Genomic DNA, 22,584 nt, shown 5'->3' with positions numbered 1-22,584 from the left:
TAGCCATAAAAAAATAATACAGAACGGAGACTTCGAAGCTTATTTTTCTAGAGTAAAACAAGATGATATTTCATATAGTATCTCTCTATTTTTATAGAAAATTTAGGCACTCCCTCTAGAACGCCGAAGAGCTTTGGGTCCATATGGGATGTGAAATCCTTCTTCCGGTTGCAGGCGTCATGACGATCCAAACTCTCAGCTATTCCGACATCCTCGGATCCCGGCCATCGATCTCCTGGTTGGTTCCGAAAGTTTTGCCTGAGAAAGGGCTCGGCCTGCTCTACGGGTCGCCTGGTGTCGGAAAGACATTTGTCGGGCTGGATCTCGCCCTGACTCTTTCAGCTGGAGGGAACTGGCCCTCTTCAGGAGAGCTTGCGGCGGACGAGGAGTTGATGCGCCAAGCCGTGCCAGTTCTCTATTGGATCGGCGAAGGAGAGATTACGGCGCGAAGCCGAGTTCGGGCCTGGAACAAAGCTCGCTTTGGAACCCCGAAACCCCGAGCGCTTCCGTTCCACTTTCTCAGCGACCGCCATCCGGACCTGTTGCTGGGAGAACAGGCGCGCAAGAAAACCGCGACGGTTAGCGACTTAGTGGCGCGCCTCAGAGAGATTTCAAAGGGATACCATCGCCCGCCGCTTCTGGTCGTTGATACCCTGGCGGCCACGCATCCAGGTCTCGAGGAAAACGATGCTAAATCCACCGGGACCCTGATCGAGAATTGTAGACGCCTTATAAACGAGGCTAAGGCTGCTGTTCTGCTGGTTCACCACTCGGGCAAAAACCGTGGGGGAGGACCTCGAGGTCATTCGCGTCTCACGGGCGACCCGGATCTCGTGATGCATGTGGCCCGTTTGAAACCGCCTCATGCCGAGTTCATTCGCTGCGACGTTGAAAAGCAGAGGATGCAGCAGCCTCCGGCTCCGTTCTACTTCAGCCTCAACACGTCGCCGAATGCTCCTGATCAAGGAGGCCACGACGAAATGCCTGTCCTGTGCCATCACGTAACCCCACCTGTGCGCAGCGATACTGGAAAGAGTCGGAATGCACTGCCGGCGGATCACCTTACAAAAGGGCAACGTTCGCTCTTCCGAATGGCGAAGATCCTGAGCGAGTACGGCGAGAAGGGCTTTACCAAGAACGAAGCGGCCACAACTCTACCACGCCGGATGAGCAATATGGCAACGTCGACAATCTATGGAAAACTAACTGAGCTGGGAAGTATCGGAGTCGTCGAGAAAATCGATGAGAACGGAAAATACCGCGTCGTCGAGCCAAACGAACACATTCTGCGCCAGAGGATCAGTAAAGGCAAAAGTGAAGGAGACCTTGCTGGCGCGGAGCAGGAAGTAACCAAGCAGATGGGGTGAAGACTATTGGTAAGTCGGTTGCGCGATCCTCCGAGAGCGCTGCCGCAAAAATTTTTAAACCGACGGCAGGCGTACTCGGTTCGCAGGACCGGGTCCCCACTACTATCCGATAAGACTGGTTATCGGATACGACTTTGCAAAAACATCGCGCGCGCGATCAGCGTGGCATAGAAGCCGCACAATTTTCTGCAAGCCACTGGAAACATTGCGGGTCTGGGGCCAGACCGTAGGGTCGCCCCCAAATTTACCCGACCGAGAAGACCCATGACGACAGAGACCCAGACCAGCGAGCCCCAGACCACCGAGCCTGCCATCTCCAAGAAAGGGCTGCGGGCCCCAACGCGCAAGGAGGTCCTCGGACTGTCCGGGGCATCGGTTGTGTTTCTGCTCGGCTGGTTCACCGAAGAAGGGCTCGCCATGGCCAAGGATTACTTCTATCCGGATCAATATCAGATCCAGGCGGACGCGATCCGGGGCGAACTCTCCAGGAAAACCGATGAGATCAAGAGTCTGACTGATCGCATGGCCGAAGACCTATCGGGACTGCGCGACGGCTCTGCTGACTCCGCGGCGCTCGAAGGGTTCCTTGCCAAGGCGGAACAGCTCATGCAACGCACCGAGGATCTCCAACCTGCGGTCACCCGGGCCTCCGACATCTCCGCGGAGCTGGCGAGGGCCGACGCTGCCTCGAAGGCGACCGAAATCGCCCAGCTGGGCTACAGCACCCGGCCGGACGTTACGATCCGGGAACACGAGGGGTTTGAGCTCTGTGGCGAGCGCTTCTTCTTTGGAGCCAGAAATTGGCGTCCACCGTACGACAATGTCATTTCTGCGGAGCTCGCCTTCCGAGAGGAAACGCAGAGCGATGGTAGTTTCCACCCAGGCGAAATCCTGAGCATTCGGGGCGAAACCACGCTGGCCACCGTAGCCTATAGTGGTGTGGTGGGCGAGGGCGACGACCGGCGGCTCGCGTTCAACGTGGCCTGTAATCCAATCCCGGCTTCCTGAGGCGCATTGGCGGCTGGAGCTCTCGGGCTCATCGGCCATACCTCTGGTTCTTCTTCTCCGGTGCCACCAAACCCGCAAACTATCAAGGACCTGCATGAAACTGATTCAGACCGCATTCCACGCTGTGGGGCACAAATCCGCCTTCGTGTAACTACGGCTGCCGAAAGTTTCTCACTCTCAAAAAAACCTACCTACAAAGGTTTCAAATGCCAAAGTTTCAAACCCACACCGTGACCGGAAAAATCACCTCACACGGCACAGGCTCGATCAGTACGAGCAGACAGGGCCAAGCAGTGACCACGTATTCGACCATCACCTTGGTCGAAGACGGCACTGGTGACGAGATCCAGACTAACCCTGTCATCGTAAGCGACAAGATGGACAAGCACATCTTTCCTGGATCGAAAGGCACCTTCGTGATCTCGAAGGTCGCCGGCTCGCGTATGCTGTCGGGCTTTAGGAACCACGAGACCGAAAGCATCGACATGTCGGCCGCATCAGCCGGCATGGCGATATCCTTCACGTTCCTCTTCCTGTTCGTTGGTTTTATCCTCTGCGTGACAGGCATCGGCGGGATCATCGGCCTCCCGATGATACTTTACGGTCTCTGGGTGCCGATCAAGACAATGCGCTCGAAAAAGAAGCTCACCTCGACACTCCGGGACGCAGGTTTCGACTTCACCAAAACCCGCACGATCTAAGCCATATCGCCTGACTGCAAGAAGGGCTCGCCATGGCCGAAGACCTGTCCGAGCTGCGCGACGGCTCCGCTGACTCCGTCGCGCTTGAACGGTTCCTTGCCAAGGCGGAGCAACTCGTGCAGCGCTCCAACCCGCGGTCAGCCGGGCCTCCGACGTCTCCACGCAGCTAGCGAGGGCCGACGTCGCTTCAAAGGCGACCGAAATCGCCCAGCTGGGCTACAGCACCGGGCCGGACGTTACGATCCGGGCATCCGAGGGGTTTGAGCTCTCTTCTTTGGAGCCAGAAATTGGCGTCCACCGTTCTACAATGCCATTTCTGCGGAGCTCGCCTTCCGAAAGGAAACGCAGAGCGATAGTAGTTTCGTCCCGGGCGAAATCCTGAGCATTCGGGGCGAAACCACGCTGGCCACCGTAGCCTATAGTGGTGTGGTGGGCGAGGGCGACGACCGGCGGCTCGCGTTCAACGTCGCTTGCAATCCGATCCCTGCTTCCTGAGATGCGCTGGTGGGCAGGGCCCTTGGCGTCGCCCGCCACACCTGACGTGCAGCGTCGCCATGTGGTGGCCAGCACAGCAGGACGTCTCAAAGTGAGCTTAGCGCCATGACATCCGAGGTGCCGTGCAGGTCTTCCGATAAGGCGCTCGAGCGCAAGGGCTGAAGTGTCGTGCTGTGCCCGCGTCGCGCGACACTTCGAGGTATGTTATTCTCCCCACATGACATAGCATAAGGAAGAACGAAGTGATTGATGGCACAGAAGGCTTCCGACAGCGCATGCGGGAGGCTCGTCCCGACGTGGCTGTCTTCCGAGCCCGGCCCCGCTGGCAGCGCGCTCTGATCCGTATAGTCTGGCGCGTTCAGAACGTGTTTGGACTCAAAGAATGGGTGCCGCGTCGCGAACGCGAGATGAGGTTCCATCAGGCGTTTCAAGAAGCCCGTGGACGCGTTTCCTCAGACATCGATCTCGGCTACTGACGGGATATTAACCCGGACCTGGTCGAGACCTATTCCCTCGAAACGACACCAGGGTCTGTCTGGGACCGGGTCCCAGAGAATGGGAAGTTGAGCTTTGCCGCCGGTGCTCAGTGAAGCCTATGCCCATCTCGGAAACGACCGCGCGACAAACCGGCGGCCGTTTCCACGAAGATAGCAATCGCGCCGATCTCGCCCGGCCCTACGTCCCTGCACCGCCGGTCTTTTTCACGAGATCGAGAAGAATATCCCAGTCTTCGTGCGCAAAGACGTCCGCCTGGGCCTTACGATAAAGGGCCTTCCGCTCGACGTGCATCCGCTCTTCGACATCGCTCTCCCCCATGTCGTCCAGATAGTTGACCAGGAAGCCATCTGCGCCTGTTCCGGGAAGGCCCGAGTTTCCGCGAACGACAATGGTCTCGAGCGGCGGGAGGTGGGCATACTTCTCGGAGACCTGCGAACTGGAGTCCCGCGCCTCCCGCCGCACATGGTCCACGACCTCCCCCAGCAGACCGAGCGGCTTCGCGAGTTTCGGCAGGGTTCCTGTCGGAGTTCGCTGGGGATCTCGACGGTGCAACTCTGCGTCCAGATCTCGATAGCTGAGTATCTGCCCCTTGCGTGCCTGGTCGACCAGTATTGGCACCGCCGCACGCGCCGTCTGTGCGGACCAGGAATCCCCGGTAAACTCGATCCCGAGGCGGAGATACTCGAAGATCTCGGCGTCCTCTTCGTGTTCAGCTTCCATTTCGGCCAAGCAGTATTCGAGCCATTGCGGTGTTTCCTCTGCCCGCGCCGCTTCGGCGATGAGCTCGGGGGGGAGCTCGAGCAGGTAGCTCGTCTGCGCAACCGTCAGTTTGAGCTTCTTCAGTCGTTCCATTCCAAGCATGACACACCCATTCAACACGATAAATAATCTCCAGTATGGATTATAATCACCAACGTGGTTTCAAAAGTCAATTGATGATGATCGCGCGCACTGGAGACTCCTGCGAGATTAGGGTCGTCGCGTCTTTCCTTCGCGCATAGGATGCTCGAAGCTTCAGAGCGAAGGAGACAAGAGGCATGGCATTGTTGTCGAACCTTATGCGCGAGCACTACGCGGACTGGCATGCAGACCTGTCTGAGGGCTCTGGCTGGCCGGAGTTCTTCCGCGACTGCCCCGCCCCGAACTTCGATGCAATCCCGGCGGACCTCGAGACCGACGACAATGCGCTCATCTGGCCCGGACGCAGAAACGACAACTTGCCAGGCGCACCTCGGGAGGCGCACGTCGGGCGCGCCTTCGACGGGATCGAGCCCGAAAACGTTCGGGTCGTAGTTCTTGGCCAGGACCCCTATCCGGCAATCGAAAGCGCCACGGGACGCGCCTTCGAAGACGGGAGATGGAACGCCGGAATACCCCCGCAAGCTCTGGCAAAGAGCCTCAAGCCTTTGATGCTCGCCGCTTGGGCCACACAGCCTGATCATGCCGGAATGTTTCGGCCTGGAGGCTGGTCTCAGTTGGTTCGAAGGCCAAAGTTCGCACTTCCGAATCCAGGCGCCTACTTCAATGCCCTTGCAGGAGAGGGCGTTCTGTTTGTGAACGCGGCCTGGACCCGGACCGGAGATGAACATCTCGCTGCACATCGAAGTTTATGGAAGCCGGTGCTGGAGTACCTTTTGAAGAAACTGGCCAAAAACGATCAGCCCATGATCTTTCTGCTCCTTGGGGGCGACGCCAGAGAGGCCTTCTGCGCCGCCGATCCGGTTTGCAACCGATCTGTCATCGTCGACAGTGGCCATCCGAGGAGCGCTGAGGTCTTCAAACGCAGGAACCCCTTGGAGCGCGTAAACCTTGCACTCCGGGAACTCGGCGACGAGCCTATCCAATGGTGGCGTGACCCTCCACAGGACGCTGCGTAACACACCGTAACGTCGAGGCTGCGGCGGCTTTGCGTGTGCAGTCGCGACGCATAAGTCATAGAGGATATGATACTGCGGGCGGCTGCCGATCTGCGTCTTACAGGTCAGACCAGGCGCGGATGCTGTGTTCCTTCCCCAGCATCCATGTCCGAAGTGCTTGCGCGGCGCGAATTCCGACGCGAATGTCAGTCTCCTGCGCATCGAAGTCTCCGAACTGGTCGATGATCGGCGTTTCTGCCACGACCTTGAGGCTCGCTTGACCGCCCTTACGGCGGTTCTTCGTCGCCTCGATCCGGAATCCGGTGCCCTCGAGCTCGGGCTGCATTTTGCTCGCCAGCACGTCGGTCCGCTCACCCCATTTATAGAAATTGAGGTTGGCGTTACCTTCGCGCAGTTGATGGACGAGGCGCATTTGCGGCAAGCATGACCAGGCGGGCAAGGTTCCAGGCGCGAAGATCATCGTCACGCTTTCCGCAGCACTCTCGCGCAGCATCGACGGCCCCGGGATCAGCTCCGGAGCTATTTCTTCGAGGAGTTCGACGTAGCGCATCGAGAAGGCGCGCTTGCCGGGATGGATCACCTGCTGATAGCCGCGCCGCTGCCGATCAATGGCCTGACGGAGCAGCCCGGCCCTGTAGCGCGCCCGAGCCGAGACCTCCCCTGTCGTCGAGACGGAGCGGTCGAGCAAGAAACGCTCGATATTCTCGTAGGAAAGGCAGAAGTCAAAATCCGCACGGAAGGCCGGATGGCTGGCCGCATAGGCGGTGGGGCATAGAAGCCCTGTAACAACCTTGAGTCCGGACTTAGACAAGGTCTCCGCCTCTGCCTTGTAGGACAAGGCCTGGTCGGGTTGCTCGTCTGCGTCGAGCTTGTTCTCGAGCAGGATCAGGACCGCGCCCTCGCGCGTCTCGGCCCGCAGCGTGATGTCGATCTCGCGACGGTTGTAGGTCCGGCGCACCGAGTGAAGAACTTCGCTGCTCAAAAGGGACTGACTGCGGCCGAGCGCCTGCCGGAGCAACCAGGAAACGAAGTCCGGATTGCATGCCAATTCCTCCACGAGAAGAAGGTCGACGTCGCGCTCGAGCGCATGGGTAAGGATGGGCATCGAGGTCATTCGCGGGACTCCTTTTCGTCCTCGGTGTTCGCGGCATCCGCCCTGTCCGAGCGGGCTATGGGTTTTGCGTCGCCTTTGGGGCTGTCAAACATCGGCGCCAGTCCCCGGGTTTCCAGGAGGTGATTGACAGCGTCGAACAGGTCGACTTCATCCTCCTGCCTGCGGGCGAGGAGAGCCGTGTCCGTCGAGCCAGCCTTGGCCCAGCGAGCGACAGCCTCTGCTTCGCCCTTGTGGATGTCCTCTTCCTGCGCCGCTCTCCAGGCATCGAGTTGACTATTAAGGGCGTCGCAGACCGCAGCCAGTTCCCCCTCGATCTTTCCGGTTAAGAGGTCGGTGTACAGGACCGCCGCTGCCGACCCGATGTCGAACCGGTTGGCAGGAGGATCCTGCAAGTAGACACGAGAATTGCGATTAACCGCCTGGAACTCCCCTGTTCTTTTGAGATCTTCCGGGTCCAAAAATCGACACAGGTTCGCGGGGCTTGCTTCGTGCCACGCGAAATACGAGTGCTCGCCGTAGGTGCGGTATTCCGGGGGTGGCAGAAGATCATAATCATTCAAGGCGATACCCTGAATCGCATTCGCACTGCCGCCAATATTCGCGGTCCGTATCTTGTCCGTCGTGTCGGTGTACGGGTTATCAAACGTCACGACCTCCCCCTCCCGCGTCGTTCCTTCCAGGATCGTGCGGACCTCTATCAGCGGGCCATTCTCTGAGCTCGAATTGACCGGGCCAAGCGCGAGACGTACTTCCAGCCAAAACGTCAGTTCGAGTTCAAGTCTTTCACCAGACTGAAACGCAATCGCGCCCTCAATCGGCGCTCCTTGACGCCTCCTCCCGACCACGATCGACGGAATCGGCATGACTTCGCTGTAATGGACATCACCGCCTGCCAAGCCATAGCCCTTCTTAATGCTATTCAGTGGGCGGGGCGCAGGTCTAATAGATCCGTTCCGAACATCATATGCACCGTTTGTCGCGTTCACCTTGCGGAAATACTCATCCACATTGTGATCCCTGATCACAGCTGCGGCCATATTTTCCAAAAGATTTGCAAGGCTCGACCAATTTTTTCCCTCCCAATTCGCTTTGGACTCGTCGAGCATCCCGATGCTACACCCCTGGAAGATCCGACACAGGATGACGTAATCAGGCACTTCGAACAGCTTAGCAGCGGCTTGAGCGATAGGAAGGTACTGACTGGCCTTCTTGACCAACCCCTTCTTTCGCGCGTCGGACGCTTCTTCCGGGAGCGTGTAAGTGTGGAGCCTCTTCGTAGAATCCGTACCACCGTTACCCTGAAGGCCAGAAAGCTCAAGAAAACGCTTTTGATCAAACTCTGGAGCAGTACGCCATTCTTCGAGCAAATTATGGAGATTCCGCGCGGATTTTTCCCGATCGTATTCGTTAAGCCGTGCCTTCCGCGCGAATTCTTGGTGCAGAGCCTCCGCACGTTGGGACTGCCCATAATCTGTCTTCGCCGAGCGGTATTGAATCTCCTGGGCCGACTTGGCGTCGGAGTTCAGATTAATAATGTTGCTCATATAATTACTCCTTATACTCTACCACGATATCGGCGGCCTGCACGGCGTCCGGTATCGCGGAGCACCGTGACGATTTGGCCAGAGCGATCACTCCAGATGATCGCGATCGAGGGTAACTTCTCTGCAACTTGGCGCGTTTCGGGTCTCCGCATCCGCGCGGCAGCAGCCCGGCTGAGGCGGAGAGCCCGACAGTCGTCGCCCACCAGAAAATCCAGATCATGCTCTTCGAGAACGGCCTCGATCATCTGTACCGTGATGCCACGTTGTTGACTGCGGCGTAGTGCGTGTCGGCTCATTGTAAATTCTTGTCCCATGTGGAGACCCCTTCGCTCGCTGATGATCCAAGATTGCCCTTGAGCACCGCGGCCTGCATTCTATTTTTTCGGAAAAGTCTAAAAAATATTTCGGAAGAAATTTCTCGAAAAATTCGGAATACTTATTGCGAAGTACCATCTGGGTGCGGGTGAACCTCTCTGGTGGCACAAGCACCATTCGAAGCCTTAATGCTTCAGGAGCCACGAGGGTCGTCTACAGGGCCGTGCCGGTACCGCCAGACTACCTTGACATCCTCAACACCGCCCATGGCCTCAGGGAGGCTCAGAAATCTCGCAAACAAGTAAGCGCACCGATCTGGCCACTCAGCCGTGTGCGTGTCTGGCAGATCGTCAAGCGGATCATGATCGAGGCGGGTATCCCGGACGCCCCGCACCGCAGGCCGAAGGGCTTGCGCCACGGCTTTGGGATCAACGCGACCGTTAACGGCATCCCGCTGCACATGCTCGAGAAGTGGATGGGGCATGCCCAGCTCAGCACCACGGCAATCTACGCCGATGCCGTGGGCAAAGAAGAACATGACACCGCAGCAAGGATGTGGGGGTAGGTAGATACATTTGACGATGGTTGAACCAAACCTCAAACTTGATCGCCTCTATCATTAGGAGAGGCGTGCTTGGACTCTTCGGCGAGCGGGCCCTCGTCCGCAACTGGGGACAAGTCGGCAGCTCCGACCAAATGCGGACGGATTGGTACGACACCGAGGGCGCGTCGGGTAGCAGAGCAGGTTCATGAGCCTTGTCGACGCCCGTGAAAAGTTGGAAGCTTGGCGTAGACACTACAATGAGGATCGTCCCCACAGCGCGATCGGATACAACGTCCCGATCGCCATGCATTATCCCGATGACGCTACCAGCCCGTCATCGTGAAACAGCCGGGAAATTCCAGCTTGCGGCGGTCCAGCGTTGGGGAGCAGAGTACTAGGGCCTTCCGAAAAAGGCGTAATATCCGGTTTTTTAGAATACCGGATATTTATCCTTGCTTTGCGCGTTTCTTGCAGAAACCCAAGAACGCTGCGTCCATGCTGCGAGGCGGCTCTGCCATGCTGTCAGCGAAGGCTTTCCACTCCGCATAGAGGGCGTAGATGTCAAAACCAGGCGCAGCACGGCGGGCTTTTCCAAGCAAGGTTGGGGATGGCACTGTAGGCAGCCCCAGTGCCATCTCCATCTGACCCCGTGTGAAACCAGGTCGCTGGGCGCTGAACGCCACGTTCGAGCCACGTAGCTCGATATTGTAGTCTGGGATGTGCCCATCCTCTGCGATCTGCTTCACGAAATACTTGAACTTCTTGTCTGGAGAGTTGCTACCCACCTTCCGCCTGAGCTTCTCCAAGCCAATCACAAACGGCCGCTCCCCATCGCCGACATGTTTACGTGCCAGTTCGTAGATACGCCGCTCAAGCGGCCTGCGGAGCCGGAAATACTGCGGATTGATGGTCAACACTTCCATGCCCTGAACGGCACGGAACGTCCAATCTGATACCCGGATCCGAACCCGCGTCATCCGCCCAAACGGGCCTTCCTCCCCGCTCTCGTCCTTGCGGATAATCTCGTACTCATCGATCAGACCGAACCCTCGTATCTGGGTATGATCCCCGGTCTTGATGTTGGTCTTGATGGTCGTGCCTCGCAGTCGATCCAAAGCGTCCTCAAAGCGCTGATAGCTTTCGCGGTTGGTTCGCCAGTTGGTTGCAACCATGACCTCGTGAGCGCTCAACTCCACCCAGGGCGAAATCTCGTTTCCAGCATTCAGATCGTGCACCAACTTGCTGATGCAGTAGAGGAGAATATCCTTGTCCATGATCGTTGCCAGCCCCTTACCGCTAGGTACAACGATGATCCTCTTGCCATCATAAACATAATCGAGTTCGCGCATGTCGGGCTTTACCGACAGCGAGAAGACTGGATGTTCCATCGACGCCATGTCGTCCTTGGGCGCCGCATCCGACACATCAAGGATAAAGAAGTCTCGGTTCGGATGCCGGTCTGGAAGCAGATTCCCCATGGCGCCAAACTAGAGAAACTTCGTCGTTCTGGGAACCAGTTTTCGTCGATCTAGGAACCCAAATGTGCAAAAAAATTCGTCGATCTAGGAACCTCTTTAGATCACTCGCCTGTGGATAAGTCCGTTTTTGGATTCGCCCCTTTGGGAACCAAGATTCGCCCCTCTAGGAACCGAAGATTCGCCCCTCTAGGAACCAAGATTCGCCCCTCTAGGAACCAAAAGCGTCGGAGCATGTGGTTTTTAGTCTTTCATATCAAGACGATGAAAGACTTGCGGGCAAGCTGTAACTTACTAACACTTACTTTAACACATATAACACTAGAGATCGGAGACGCCTGAGGGCTCACCGAGCGCTTCGAAAGAAGCTCCACCCGAAGTTCTTCTTCACAGACAGGCAGCAAAGAGACCCACTGATCCCAGCATCAGCCTCCGGTGTCTTCCTACCCTCAGATTTTAGGATCTTTTTAGGCCAAAGTAGCAACAGAAGGCGGTCTTGCCAGACGGAGATGTCCTCCAGCCTGGCTCAACCGCTCAAGTTGACGCCTAAAAGCTACGACCCCTGAAATATCCGGAAAACTGACAAGGCACCCTATAAACCCCAAGGAATCACATTTGGCTCTGAGGGCCTGAGAAGCAGCACTTGCGACGGAGGCTAGAATGGATTCTTGACTGAGGACTCATTTCACGGAGCCCGACTGCCGCCATGTAGAACTTCCTCGGGCCGATAAGCATCCCCGAGATCCTTCTGGATCTGGTTACGACCAAGCTAGAGCCCGGAGCCACCGTCACTATCGGCGAGTACCCTAAGAACAACTAGGTGCTCTCCTCGTGGTTCTATCTCGACACCTTCTTCTACTTTTCAGAAGCTCGAGAGAGCATCGACGAGAATGGCTGCTTTGCTCGGGAAATAGGTGAATCGAGAGTGGGATGTGCGCTGAGATACCCCTGAGAGTTACGGAGAGGGCGCTCAGGCGGGCGTCTCAGTGTTTTCGGCCCCCAAGGTAGCTGAAACTTGCAGGAACTCCTCAGGGGGCCTCTCCGTGGCTCTTCGTGGATGCACATGGGCATGCCGGCACATCATCTGTCTCGGGTGCTTGAGCTGACCCGGAACCATGGCGACTATGAGAGGCGCGATAAGGGGCTCTTGTCGTCGGGCGCCTCGTCGGTCTTCCCTCGCTGAGGAGCTGAACCTCTGCGTTCCAGCTTTCCGTGTTCTCGTCGGTCGGTTCCAGGAGGCTCCTAATGGCCAAGTTGGGAGATGGCGCAGACGTGAGCCATGAGGCGGGTGCTGAGCCACCTGAGGCCCCCAACAAGACTGCAGGCCGGCAGGTGGAGCTGGATCTGCAATGCGTTGTCACGGAGGCTACGACAGGGGAGGCAAGTCCAACAGGTACACAGGTGCAACACTTAGCTGCGTGGATAGGTACTAGACAGACAGAACTCTTCCCGACTTACGTCGGGAAGAGTTCTGTCTGTTGGTCTTCCGTCCAATTGGACAAGGTAGTTTAAGTCGAGTTTAGCTATCTTTTATATCTCTCATCTCCAATACAGGAAATCAGACTGCGTCGGAGTATGCTTCGCTGCGCTTCGCATATCCTCCTTGTCTGATTTCCTGTATTGGAGATGAGAGTAAAGGTTGTATAAATATATTATATAAGGGAGGATATATTGTATATATACTTTATATAGCAACGCCTTATATTACATGTATAAGATTATATATTTATATAGGATTATATAAGCGTGCAACTCCCCCTCGGCAATCATTGGGGGTTTCCATTGGGGGGTTTCGCGTAGAAACACTAGACTATTAGGTGTTGTCAAGTAATATTTTGCGTCAGTCTGAATTGTTATGAATTTTGCGTCTAATTGGTCATGGGGTGCCGGATCGCCGTGGGGGAAATCATCGTGATGACGTCTGCGTGCACTTCTAACACTCGGCAACACTCTGGGGGAAATACCCCCCCCCACTCAGCCTACAGCTGCATCGTTACCAGCCAAAGGAATGTACCCCATGAACGTCCAGTTCGCCGCCAAGGTTGACCTCGAGTACAGCCGCGAGGCTGGTGTCCCCGTCTCCATCGCTGCCGAGTAACCACAGCCCTCTCCCATCACGGGGAAGGGCACCACCACAACACTCTGATGGATAGAGGATAGAGACCACCATGCTCTTGCGTGAGGACGGAGGGGGGAGGAGGTGAGGTAACAGATGCTATGGGTACATTTCCTTACCCACCTGCATCCTATCCCCGCTCCTCCCTAAGCCTAGCTTCTCCCTACACACTAACCTGATGTATGCACACAGCCTCTGTGCTGGCCTCTCATGCGCATCTCTGGTTTTTAGGTAGTCGCACGGCTTACAGCCGATTTGGTCTTCTGTGGAAGCTCTCTGTGGCTCATACGCAATCGAAAGCTGATCACCCCTCCCTTTCAGCACCCGGCGCGAAGTCCAAGCTCTCAACCCCATAGAGCGTACCAGTGTTGCGCAACCACAGCTGATGGCGCATCGGATCGAGACTATGGTCCGCTGTAGTGTCGATCCCCCAGAACTGTGTCACATACCCAACGAGCGGTGCCCGTAGCCGCAGATGGAGAACACCGCGCTGCATGCCGTAGTCAGCCGCAACCGCCGAGGGCTGTTCGAGATCCGGATGTGGAACAAGCTCCATGGGTACGATCCGCATCCATTGCTCATCCTGTTCCCGCTCGGCGACGACTGGAGCCGGCTCACCAACCTCAGCGTTCTGGACCCGCGTGAGAACAAAATCACGGAAGCTGCCGCTACGTTCGTCATAGGCACGCATGTGCCAACGTAGTCCGCTATCGACCAGTGCGTGTGGAGACACTACCCGATCCGTGGCTCCCGTGCTCAGAGAGATGTATTGGATCCGTAGTGACAGCCTCCCGGTAATCGCTCGAGACACGGCAGAAATCACCTCGAGCGAAGGGCTAGAGGGGCGCATGGGCCTCTCGACGCTCAGATGCGCATTTGGCGCAGCCGCCGATCCGTCGCCTATACCTTCGCTCAGGGCATGCAGGCTGCGCTCGGGTTCATGCAGGAAGAGGGGCTGAAAGGTCGGGGATTTGCGATAGCTCTTGTCCGAACCATCAAAAAGCAGGTTGTCCGGCGCCATGGATCGGTAGAGCGCAAGATCACGCGTGGCTGCGGCCGCTGCGATTCCGAACCGCGTGAGGATGTCAGCGCGCCGGACAACTCCTAGAAAAAGCGCACAAAAATCGATGTAAAACAGGCGGTCGCGCTGCGACTGCCCTAGGTCTTCCGGGCGATTGGCTGTCATGTGCTTTGTCCTGCTCTTGCCGGATCATCCGGTGGAACCGTGTATGGAACAAGAAAGAATCGTTGATAAGATCATTTTGATCTCGAATAGTGACCATAAGTATTTGATGGTGGTGTATGTCTAAATTTGCTTTTGAAGCATCGTTCAAAGCTATCACCGCTCTCGATGAGCGTGGCCACAATCCATTTCAATGGCAGTCCCGCCTGTTTCATGACCTGTGCGACGGACAGATGCCAAAGGTGATCGACATCCCCACGGGCTTGGGCAAGACCAGCGTCATTGCGCTCTGGTTGCTTGCACGGGCGGCAGGAGCCGCACTGCCTCGCCGTCTGATCTATGTTGTCGATCGGCGCACGGTCGTTGACCAAGCGACAGACTATGCCAACACGATACGTGAGAATCTGCACAAGCTGCCTGAGCTGCAGGACGCACTGGGATTGTCGCGCCCCTTGCCAATCTCGACATTGCGGGGGCAGTACGCCGACAACCGTGAATGGCTCGAGACACCCGCCGAACCGGCGATCCTCATTGGCACCGTGGACATGATCGGCTCGCGATTGTTGTTCTCGGGCTATGGCGTGAGCCGCCGGATGCGGCCTATGCAGGCAGGGCTGCTGTCGACGGACAGCCTGTTGGTGCTCGACGAGGCGCATCTTTCACGGCCCTTCTTGGGTATGACCAGATCGCTTGCCGAGTTTACCGTTCCTGATGGCCTTAAGGTTCTGTCGCTCAGCGCCACGCAGGCCGCGCCAAGGCGAGCGGCCTCGGGAGAAGAGAATGGAGCTGTCTTCAGGCTGACAGCGGAAGAATGCGCCGAGGCCGAGGTGGCCAAACGGCTTAATGCCCGCAAGAGTCTGCGGGTTGAGACGCGCGCCGGAGCCACTCCCGAAGAATTTGCAGAGCGGGCGTGGTCGCTGGGCGAGGCGCACCCCGGAGCGCGCATCCTCGTTTTTCGCGAGAGCTTTGACGACGCCGTTAAGATTGCGTCCTTTCTTGGGAAACTGGCCGGAAAGACAGCGGTCGGGATCGGTCTGCTGACCGGGCAGCGGCGCGGGTACGAGCGCGACAAGCTGCAGGATTGGCTCGAGGCGAAAGGTTTTCTGGCAGAGGGGAAGCCTCAGGAATGTCCGGCGGAAGAGACCGCGTTTCTCGTAGCCACCTCTGCGGGCGAGGTCGGCATAGACCTCGATGCAGACCACATGCTGTGTGATCTCGTGCCGTGGGATCAGATGGTGCAGCGGCTTGGCCGTCTGAACCGCCGCGGCGACCAGGAATGCGCCACGGTGACTGTTTGGGACCGGGAGGATGCGCCAGGCGGTGATGCAGAGCTGTCGAGGCGAAGCCTGACCCGCGGGTTGCTTCAGCCGGTGGAGGGTGAACTCAGCCTGCAGGCTGGTCCTGGGGCCTTGGCCGCATTGGCGCGGCGCCCTGAGGTAGCAGAGGCCTCGACCCCGGCGCCGCTCTACCCGGAGCTGACCATGCCGCTGGTCGAAGCCTGGGCCATGACCTCTCTTCGCGAGCATGCCGGACGGCCCGAGGTTGGCCCCTGGCTGCGTGGCTGGGAGACAGGCGCACAGCCGCAAACCCGTCTCGCCTGGCGTCAATATTTGCCAATCCTATCCAGCGAGGGCGGCAGTCGTTTTGATGCAGGGCAGCTCGAACCTTACCTCGAGGCAGCCCCCTTGCGTCCGTCAGAGCTGCTCGAGACGGATGCGTACCGTGTGCTGACTTGGATGAAGAAACGCGGCAAGCAGCTCGCAAAACGCCGCGCCAAAGGGAGCCACGATCTGCCCGCCCAGACGGAACCTGCGGGGCTGATCCTTGCATTCGATGGCAGCCTCTCGGGCGAGATCACTTTCGCAGACTGGGAGGAAGGCGACACAAGGACATGGAAACAGCTCGAACGGATCCTGCCGGAACGTACGTTACTCCTTCGACGCGAGGTGGCCGGTCTCGACTGTGATCGTGAGGAGAAGGGCAAGGCGATCATCGGGCATGGCTTCCTGAACGAGAAGGTTGATGCCATTCCTCCGACCGGCGATGACGCAAAACGGGATTTTCCGGACTTCGCTGTGCGGTTCGAAGGATTGGCCAAGGGCGATGGCGAAGGGCTCCGGAAGCCGAAGGGCGGACAGACCTTGCGGTTTTTTGTGACGCGGATCGACGCGGCTGGGGTGGAGCGGGAAGGGTTTGCCGTGCAGCGCGTTGGTGCCGCCCCCGGCGAAGACGAGGACGGCAGGTCCATTCGCGCGACTCCGCAGACGCTGGAGGCCCACACCGCGGATGTCGTGGCCCTCGTTACAGAGTTTGCCGGTCGCCTCGCCCTCGATGCAGCCACCACCGAAGCTCTGACTCTGGCCGCACGGCATCATGATACCGGCAAGAGCGCCCGGCTTTGGCAGCAAGCGGCAGGTGCGACAGGGCGCGAACCGATGGCCAAGACCGACGGCAAGGGCGCGCGCTGGCCTTTGCTGAATGGCTATCGGCACGAGTTCGGATCTCTCGTAGCGCTGGAGAAGGACGAGGGCCTGCCTACCGGGCATAGGGAGCTGGTTCTGCACCTGGTAGCTGCACATCATGGCAATGCCCGTCCGCTGATTTCATCAAACCATCCTGAAAAAGCGCCGACCGGTATGGATAGTGTCGCGGGCCGCGCCGCGCTTCGCTTCGCCGAACTGAGCAGGGAATACGGACCGTGGCAGCTGGCCTGGCTGGAAGCCATCTTGAGAGCTGCGGACCAGCAGGCTAGTGCCAATCCCGGAAAGGCGGTGAGCGATGGCTGAGGCAACGATCCCGGTCGACCTGTTCAACCCTGGCCAAGTCTTCGCCTGTATCGGGTTTGCCGAGGCTGCAGATGTGCTGATCGGCAGCGCCAGAGGGCATTTCTCATGGGGTGAGGAAGCGCATTTCACGCTTTCTGTGGACGGGGAAAGAGATCCGGTCAGGGAGGTTCTGAGCTTTCTTCGGTCGGCTGACATTTGCAGTGTGGTTCCGGATGGATCTGGCAACGCAACCGAAAAATGGGGCGTACCGACGCATGCCTTGCCGAAGGGGAGCGCATTTCCATCTCCCGATCCTGATAGCCCTGCCACGCTTCCGGCGGTCCTGAAGCACGGGGAAGTCAGCCTGACCCTTTGCCATTGGGCCGATGCGACGCAGCGTGACAACGTGAAGTTCTGGGCGGGTTCTGGCGGCTATCCCGGGGTGGCGCTTCTAAGGGATGCGCAGCAGTTTCTAGCCCGGATGTCAGAGGTGGATTTCAAGGATCCGTTTTCGTTCGTTGCGCCACAATCGAGCAGCTTCCGCTTTGACTGGCGACGCGACTATATCCCACTCGACGCAGGTTTTTCCCCGAATGCACATGGCCACGTGGTCATGACCGGGTTTCCCATCGTCGAGATCCTGGCAGCGATCGGCATGTCCGACGCCAGACCTCGGCGGCCACAGAAATCGAACAAGTTGGTTTACGAGTATGGCGTTCTCGGCACCGAAACGCCGCTCCCTCTTAGCCTACTCAGGGCCGCGCTTACCGGGATCACCTGTCCCGTGCCCGGCCAGCCCTGGCGACGCTTCCGCATCATCATGGGCTGGCCTGGCCAAGAGGGGCAGGCCCGCTGCATCACTGACGTTCAAGAAATTCCCGAGGAGACCCGGACATGACGGCACTGACCCACGACCAGATCGATGCGCTTGCCACGGACCCTAAAGGGCCGGTGGCGCTGGTGCTGCGCCAGAAGATGCTGCCGGTAGAGGGCGAAGGCGGGGTCATCTTCCCGCCGACCTATGCCGATGTAGGCTACAGCATCGATACGCTTCCAGATGGCACGAAGCTTGCCACCATCGATAGCGTCGGCTCTCAGGCCAACCGGATCGAGCCGATCTTCAAGGCAGACGCAGACGTGGTCGACCCGCGCATTCCGGCGCTCGTGCCGCAAATCGACATCACCTACGCAACCAAGGGCAGCAACGACACCAGAAAAGTGTCGATTTTCGAAGCCGGGCACCGGCTGGGCGATGCCATCATCCGTTCGACCGAACTGGCAGGGCAGGCCCACGATGCCTTCGAGACCTTCCTGGCTCATGGCGATGCTGCGCCGATCGCGAAGCTCGCTCCGACCTCTCTGGTGTTCGGGGTCTGGGACAGCCGTGATACGCAGGCGAAGTTTCCGAGGCTCGTGCAATCGGTCATCCGGGCCGAGGATGTCGCTCCGCTGACGCGTTCCGCTCAGTATACCCCGGCAATCGACTATTCGGCAGCGGATACCTTCACCGAGGACGAGAAGCAGAAGGCCGAAGGCAACAGCAAGAGCCCGCAGGCTCAACGCGGCTATGTCCATGTTCCTGCCGGGCAGACTCATGGAGGGGTCATCGCCCGCGGTCCGATCACCCGCACGGTGACGGTAAACCTCGTTGCCCTGCGCCGGTTGCAGGGGAGCGACGATGCGACTCTTTTGCGCCGTTATATTCTCGGCCTGACGCTGGTTGCGGCGACCGCGGACCTCGATGGCTTCCTGCGCGCGGGTTGCCTGCTGGTTCCCGATGTCGAGACCCCGGCAAGCTGGGAGGCTATTGCCCGCACCGGCCAGCGCGACGCGCTGGCACTGAATCACGAAACCGCCGTCGAATACGCCCAGGCCGTTGCCGAAGCCTTTGGCATCGCCGCACCACGCTCGGTCGCCTTTGACAAGGCGAGGGCAAAGGCGGATCTGAAGGCGAAGGCGTAACCATGGGGCGTCACCTCCTGCTGTCGGTACGCTTTCTTGACGGGCGCTACCATGGCCAAGGCGCCTGGCCGCCGGACCCTGCGCGCCTGTTTCGAGCCCTCGTTGCTGGGGCCGCGCTCGGGGCCACATTGCCGGAGCGTGTCAGGGAGGGGCTGTTATGGCTGGAGGAGCTCGATCCCCCGGTGATCGCTGCGCCGCCAGCACGGCAGGCCAAGGCCATCAGGCTATGGGTTCCGAACAATGACGCGGATGCTGGGCTGGGGTCGAAGAAAGGGGGGTACGCCGAGGCCGTTGCTGCTGTGCGCACTGCCAAGGAGGAGCGTCCCTGGCTCTTTAATGCAGAGGTCCCCCTGATCTATGTCTGGAAAATGCCGGAGCACGCAGTGGTGCCTGAAGGGCTTCTTGATGCGGCGATGGCTCTGTATAGGCTCGGTCGCGGCATCGACCCGGCCTTTGCCAGCATCGAAACCTTGGAGAACGACGCGGCGCGCAGCCTGCTGGAAAGGTATCCGGGTGCCGTGCTTCGCCCCGGGCCGGGGCAGAGCCATTCCGTTCCGTGTAAGGGCACACTCGTCAGTCTTGAGCAGCGTCATACAGCGTTCACCGGACGCTTCTCCAAGGTTGGACATCAGCTGGCCTTTCGCCAGCCCCCTAAGGCGCGGACGCGCCTGATCGGGTACGACTCTGCTGCCCGGACCTTGCTCTACCAATTGCGAGATGCGGGTACGGGCGCGTTTCACCCGGTGCCATTGACCCAAGCCTTCCCGATTGCAGAACAGGTCCTGACGCAGGCCGCCGAGCGCTTCTCGAGCGCTCAACCGGGCAAGGCGCAGCTGATCATGCGGCATGTGCTGGGACAGGGCGCTGGCGATGCGGAGAAGGCCGAGCGCATTCGGGTGATCCCGCTGCCTTCGGCAGGTCATGAGCAGGTCGACCCTTCGATCCGGCGGATCCTTGTCGAGGTACCTGCCAGCTGCCCGCTTCCGTTGCGCGATCTTGACTGGGCCTTCGGTACGCTATCCCCCCATAACCCCAGGACTGGCGAAATTCTCGACTGGCGCCTCGAGCGTGCGGAGGACCGGGATCCGGTCTTGGCTCATTACCTTCGGAGCGCGCGGCGTTGGCGCAGCGTGACGCCGGTGATCCTGCCAGGTGCTATGTCGCGCAGACGCGGGTCGGAACGGCGCTCGGCGATAGAGGCTGCCGCTGCGGCCGTGCGTCAGGCCCTGCGCCATGCCGGGATCCGCGCAGCTGTTCAGGAGATCAAGGTACAACCTGAACCGCTGCGTCGCCGCGGTGACCGATCTGAAAGCTTCGCCGTGCCTGAGCGCCTTAGGCAGCAGCGGAGCGCTCATGTGGAGATCGTCTTCGCGGAGCCCGTCTCTGGACCTCTGCTGATCGGCAATGGCCGCTATCGTGGGCTGGGACTCTTCGAGCCGGCTCGCGAGGCAGAGCCCAAGATGCTCTACGATCTAGGCGGCGACGGCCCCGTGGACGCCGAGGCGCTCGCTGCCGCTGCGCGGCGGGCCATCATGGCACGTGTCCGGGACCATATCGGCAGCCGCGACCTGCCGACGATCTTCACCGGGCATCACGAGGATGGAAGCCCTGTCAGGAGCGGTCAGCGGGCACACATTGCGCCCCTAGTCGATCCTGTCGCGCGGCAGCTGCTGATTGCCCTGCCTTGGCAGCTTGATCGCAGGGAGCCTACGGCGGAGGATCGATACCATGCGCGCGAGCTTGGGCAGGCCATGGAAGGGTTCGACAGGCTACGCGCCGGAAGCGCCGGGGCCTTCGACGTGCGACGGTCAGCAGAGGGAGAGAACCCGCTGCTTGGCACCTCGACCGTCTGGAACAGCGTGACGGACTGGTTGCCGTGCCGTCATGGCAAGGGTGATCCCCTAGAATGGCTCACGGGGGATATTGCCGCCGAATGCCGCCTCAGGGGGCTGCCTGAGCCATGCGATATCGAGGTTCTGAGGCATCATGTCGGAGCACGCGGTGGCCTTCGAGCCCGCTTGCGCATCACCTTCAGTACTGCCGTATCGGGCCCCATTGCCCTTGGTCGAACAGCGATGAAGGGAGGCGGCGTCTTTGTGGCGTCTGAATGGGACTCCGGCTGAAAGCAGGGACTGTTAGAGGCTTTGCCAGTTCGGTGTGGGAGTACTCAGGTGCCGCGAGATTTCCGTGGAGCGCTCGAAGCCTTCAGGGGTTTAAGGAATATGGAGTGATTGAGAGCTCGGATGATTAAAGAAGGCATCATAGCGCCTCGGTCTCATTGAAGCTTTTCGCCGTGGATGTAGCCATCGGCGACGGTCGGCATTCATCGAGGCCTCGGTGCCGAAAAAGGTCGTTCTCCAAGCTTCAGCTGGCACTAGCGGACCAAATTCCTCGGGCCTCAACCTGCGGCCTCTTTGCTAAAACCTGCAAGGAGGCCCTTCTTATGGCTCGCCAACCAGAACTGCCCCTGATCGCTCGGCATCTGGCTGGCGAGATCGATGACATGCTCCACTACATGCCGAGGTGACCCATGGCCGCTAAACGCCTCTATGTAGTGGCCTCCGACATCTCCGATCTGAAGCGCTGGCGTCGCGTGTTCCGGATCATGAAGGGACATGGCACCTGGCTGCAACTCTCGCTGTTCCAGTGCCGTCTGAGTACCAGGCGGCATGTCGAGCTGGGCGCAAAGCTCGACGCGGTGATCCACCACGACGAGGATCATGTGCTGATCCTCGATCTCGGCCCGGCGGATACTGCATCGATCAGCGTCGTGTCCCTAGGAAAGACCTATGACGCACCAACGAGACAGGCTATTGTCATCTGAGCTGGTATGCCGCGCGAACGGTTTGGTTCTGGCGAAATACCGGGGAGCGCTCGAACGGTGCACCCCATTATGGTGACAACGCTTTTTGACATTTATGGCCCTCAGTCCGCATCAGGACAAGACCGGCGGCACGACCGCTCGCACATGGCCGAAATACGGCAGGCTTTTCAAGCCGCAAGCGAGCACCTCCTCCGAGGCGTATCCTGCCTCGGCCTCATTGAAGCATGCGAGATCGCCAGATCACGACCGCGCTCAAGTCGCCCTCCGAGGCGATCCCGTCTCGCCTCATTGAAGCAAGCCGAACCCCGGCCCCCAAACTGAGTTCCTAGCGGCCTCCGAGGCGTATCGCGCCTCGGCCTCATTGAAGCGAAGCAATGAAAGCCCGCGCAGAGAAAGACGTGAAAGCCCCCTCCGAGACGGATTCTGCCTCGGCCTCATTGAAGCGTTGTGTCAGCGTGCGCCTTGGCGTTTTCCTGCGCATCCCTCCGAGGCGCATCCCGCCTCGGCCTCATTGAAGCAAGGGCGACGAGTGGCGTCAGATTCCCTTCGCGATCGAGCCTCCGAGGCGTATCGCGCCTCGGCCTCATTGAAGCACCGTCATCACCGGCGTGATGGAGCGCAAGCGCCTCGGCCTCATTGAAGCGGGAAGACGCCTTCCTCCATCGCCGGGCAGAAGACCACGTCGAACCTTCCGAGGCGTATCCCGCCTCGGCCTCATTGAAGCTGGGAAGACGACCATTGCGGAAATGTCTACCGCCGCGCCCTTCGAGGCGTATTCCGCCTCGACCTCATTGAA

15 protein-coding genes and 1 pseudogene are annotated in these 22,584 nt (G+C 59.1%); 11 read left to right on the top strand and 5 right to left on the bottom strand.

The window, feature by feature from the left end:
* Positions 1–179 precede the first annotated feature (179 nt).
* The 3 genes from ACXAJT_RS25810 to ACXAJT_RS25800 all read left to right on the top strand — a co-directional run bounded on the left by ACXAJT_RS25810 (position 180) and on the right by ACXAJT_RS25800 (position 3,076).
* Entirely contained in the window at positions 180–1,367 is a 1,188-nt protein-coding gene (locus ACXAJT_RS25810; RefSeq protein WP_475241335.1) for an ATP-binding protein, read from the top strand.
* Between the two features lie 264 nt (positions 1,368–1,631).
* Complete coding sequence (locus tag ACXAJT_RS25805; protein ID WP_475241333.1) at positions 1,632–2,375, top strand: hypothetical protein; 744 nt, start codon at positions 1,632–1,634, stop codon at positions 2,373–2,375.
* A gap of 206 nt (positions 2,376–2,581) precedes the next feature.
* Positions 2,582–3,076, top strand: a complete 495-nt coding sequence (locus tag ACXAJT_RS25800) for a hypothetical protein (protein WP_475241330.1) — start codon at positions 2,582–2,584, stop codon at positions 3,074–3,076.
* A 1,170-nt stretch (positions 3,077–4,246) separates the two neighbouring features.
* Here ACXAJT_RS25800 and ACXAJT_RS25795 read toward each other — a convergent pair.
* Complete coding sequence (locus ACXAJT_RS25795; RefSeq protein WP_475241326.1) at positions 4,247–4,921, bottom strand: hypothetical protein; 675 nt, start codon at positions 4,919–4,921, stop codon at positions 4,247–4,249.
* 185 nt (positions 4,922–5,106) lie between these two features.
* Between ACXAJT_RS25795 and ACXAJT_RS25790 the strand changes: the two genes are divergently transcribed.
* Positions 5,107–5,946: a uracil-DNA glycosylase family protein gene (locus tag ACXAJT_RS25790; RefSeq protein WP_475241324.1), complete on the top strand. Its 840-nt coding sequence runs from the start codon at positions 5,107–5,109 to the stop codon at positions 5,944–5,946.
* Positions 5,947–6,043: 97 nt separating this feature from the next.
* On the opposite strand, the gene ACXAJT_RS25785 is transcribed toward ACXAJT_RS25790, so the two are convergent.
* The gene (locus ACXAJT_RS25785; RefSeq protein WP_475241322.1) at positions 6,044–7,060 is read right to left on the bottom strand and encodes a hypothetical protein; all 1,017 of its coding nucleotides are present in this window, start codon (positions 7,058–7,060) and stop codon (positions 6,044–6,046) included.
* Positions 7,057–8,604: a hypothetical protein gene (locus tag ACXAJT_RS25780; RefSeq protein ID WP_475241319.1), complete on the bottom strand. Its 1,548-nt coding sequence runs from the start codon at positions 8,602–8,604 to the stop codon at positions 7,057–7,059. The genes ACXAJT_RS25785 and ACXAJT_RS25780 overlap by 4 nt, the downstream gene beginning before the upstream one ends.
* Before the next feature lie 439 nt (positions 8,605–9,043).
* Here ACXAJT_RS25780 and ACXAJT_RS25775 point away from each other — a divergent pair, with 439 nt between their 5' ends.
* Together ACXAJT_RS25775 and ACXAJT_RS25770 are read left to right on the top strand one after the other, a co-directional pair.
* On the top strand, positions 9,044–9,484 hold the full coding sequence (locus ACXAJT_RS25775; protein WP_475241315.1) for a tyrosine-type recombinase/integrase: 441 nt from the start codon (positions 9,044–9,046) through the stop codon (positions 9,482–9,484).
* Positions 9,485–9,665: 181 nt separating this feature from the next.
* A pseudogene (locus tag ACXAJT_RS25770) lies at positions 9,666–9,806 on the top strand (integrase core domain-containing protein); the annotation flags it as partial.
* 103 nt (positions 9,807–9,909) lie between these two features.
* Here the strand turns inward: ACXAJT_RS25770 and ACXAJT_RS25765 are convergent.
* Together ACXAJT_RS25765 and ACXAJT_RS25760 are read right to left on the bottom strand one after the other, a co-directional pair.
* On the bottom strand, positions 9,910–10,941 hold the full coding sequence (locus tag ACXAJT_RS25765; RefSeq protein WP_475241312.1) for a replication initiator protein A: 1,032 nt from the start codon (positions 10,939–10,941) through the stop codon (positions 9,910–9,912).
* Positions 10,942–13,358: 2,417 nt separating this feature from the next.
* Entirely contained in the window at positions 13,359–14,240 is an 882-nt protein-coding gene (locus ACXAJT_RS25760; RefSeq protein WP_475241310.1) for a helix-turn-helix transcriptional regulator, read from the bottom strand.
* A gap of 116 nt (positions 14,241–14,356) precedes the next feature.
* Between ACXAJT_RS25760 and cas3g the strand changes: the two genes are divergently transcribed.
* The 5 genes from cas3g (at position 14,357) to cas2 (ending at position 21,788) form a co-directional block, all read left to right on the top strand.
* Positions 14,357–17,023, top strand: a complete 2,667-nt coding sequence (gene cas3g, locus ACXAJT_RS25755) for a type I-G CRISPR-associated helicase/endonuclease Cas3g (RefSeq protein WP_475241308.1) — start codon at positions 14,357–14,359, stop codon at positions 17,021–17,023.
* Positions 17,016–17,900 (top strand): type I-G CRISPR-associated protein Cas8g2, encoded by an 885-nt coding sequence (gene cas8g2 / locus ACXAJT_RS25750; protein ID WP_475241306.1) that lies wholly within the window; start codon positions 17,016–17,018, stop codon positions 17,898–17,900. The genes cas3g and cas8g2 overlap by 8 nt, the downstream gene beginning before the upstream one ends.
* Positions 17,897–18,964 (top strand): type I-G CRISPR-associated RAMP protein Csb1/Cas7g, encoded by a 1,068-nt coding sequence (gene cas7g, locus ACXAJT_RS25745; RefSeq protein ID WP_475241302.1) that lies wholly within the window; start codon positions 17,897–17,899, stop codon positions 18,962–18,964. Before cas8g2 ends, cas7g begins: the two co-directional genes overlap by 4 nt.
* A 2-nt stretch (positions 18,965–18,966) precedes the next feature.
* Positions 18,967–21,087 carry a type I-G CRISPR-associated protein Csb2 gene (csb2, locus tag ACXAJT_RS25740; protein WP_475241300.1) on the top strand — a complete coding sequence of 707 codons (2,121 nt, stop codon included), beginning with the start codon at positions 18,967–18,969 and terminating at the stop codon, positions 21,085–21,087.
* 407 nt (positions 21,088–21,494) lie between these two features.
* Complete coding sequence (gene cas2 / locus ACXAJT_RS25735) at positions 21,495–21,788, top strand: CRISPR-associated endonuclease Cas2 (RefSeq protein ID WP_475241297.1); 294 nt, start codon at positions 21,495–21,497, stop codon at positions 21,786–21,788.
* Positions 21,789–22,584 lie beyond the last annotated feature (796 nt).

The organism is Salipiger sp. ABF4_146, from assembly GCF_056161345.1.
The sequence above is the reverse complement of the archived record's forward strand: the minus strand, read 5'-3'. Positions and strand labels throughout refer to the sequence as shown.

Bases quoted from the DNA above. Each gene is read 5' to 3' on its own strand.
- ACXAJT_RS25810 (WP_475241335.1), top strand. From the start codon at position 180: ATGACGATCCAAACTCTCAGCTATTCCGACATCCTCGGATCCCGGCCA.
- ACXAJT_RS25805 (WP_475241333.1), top strand. From the start codon at position 1,632: ATGACGACAGAGACCCAGACCAGCGAGCCCCAGACCACCGAGCCTGCC.
- ACXAJT_RS25800 (WP_475241330.1), top strand. From the start codon at position 2,582: ATGCCAAAGTTTCAAACCCACACCGTGACCGGAAAAATCACCTCACAC.
- ACXAJT_RS25795 (WP_475241326.1), bottom strand. From the start codon at position 4,921: ATGGAACGACTGAAGAAGCTCAAACTGACGGTTGCGCAGACGAGCTAC.
- ACXAJT_RS25790 (WP_475241324.1), top strand. From the start codon at position 5,107: ATGGCATTGTTGTCGAACCTTATGCGCGAGCACTACGCGGACTGGCAT.
- ACXAJT_RS25785 (WP_475241322.1), bottom strand. From the start codon at position 7,060: ATGACCTCGATGCCCATCCTTACCCATGCGCTCGAGCGCGACGTCGAC.
- ACXAJT_RS25780 (WP_475241319.1), bottom strand. From the start codon at position 8,604: ATGAGCAACATTATTAATCTGAACTCCGACGCCAAGTCGGCCCAGGAG.
- ACXAJT_RS25765 (WP_475241312.1), bottom strand. From the start codon at position 10,941: ATGGGGAATCTGCTTCCAGACCGGCATCCGAACCGAGACTTCTTTATC.
- ACXAJT_RS25760 (WP_475241310.1), bottom strand. From the start codon at position 14,240: ATGACAGCCAATCGCCCGGAAGACCTAGGGCAGTCGCAGCGCGACCGC.
- cas3g (WP_475241308.1), top strand. From the start codon at position 14,357: ATGTCTAAATTTGCTTTTGAAGCATCGTTCAAAGCTATCACCGCTCTC.
- cas8g2 (WP_475241306.1), top strand. From the start codon at position 17,016: ATGGCTGAGGCAACGATCCCGGTCGACCTGTTCAACCCTGGCCAAGTC.
- cas7g (WP_475241302.1), top strand. From the start codon at position 17,897: ATGACGGCACTGACCCACGACCAGATCGATGCGCTTGCCACGGACCCT.
- csb2 (WP_475241300.1), top strand. From the start codon at position 18,967: ATGGGGCGTCACCTCCTGCTGTCGGTACGCTTTCTTGACGGGCGCTAC.
- cas2 (WP_475241297.1), top strand. From the start codon at position 21,495: ATGGCCGCTAAACGCCTCTATGTAGTGGCCTCCGACATCTCCGATCTG.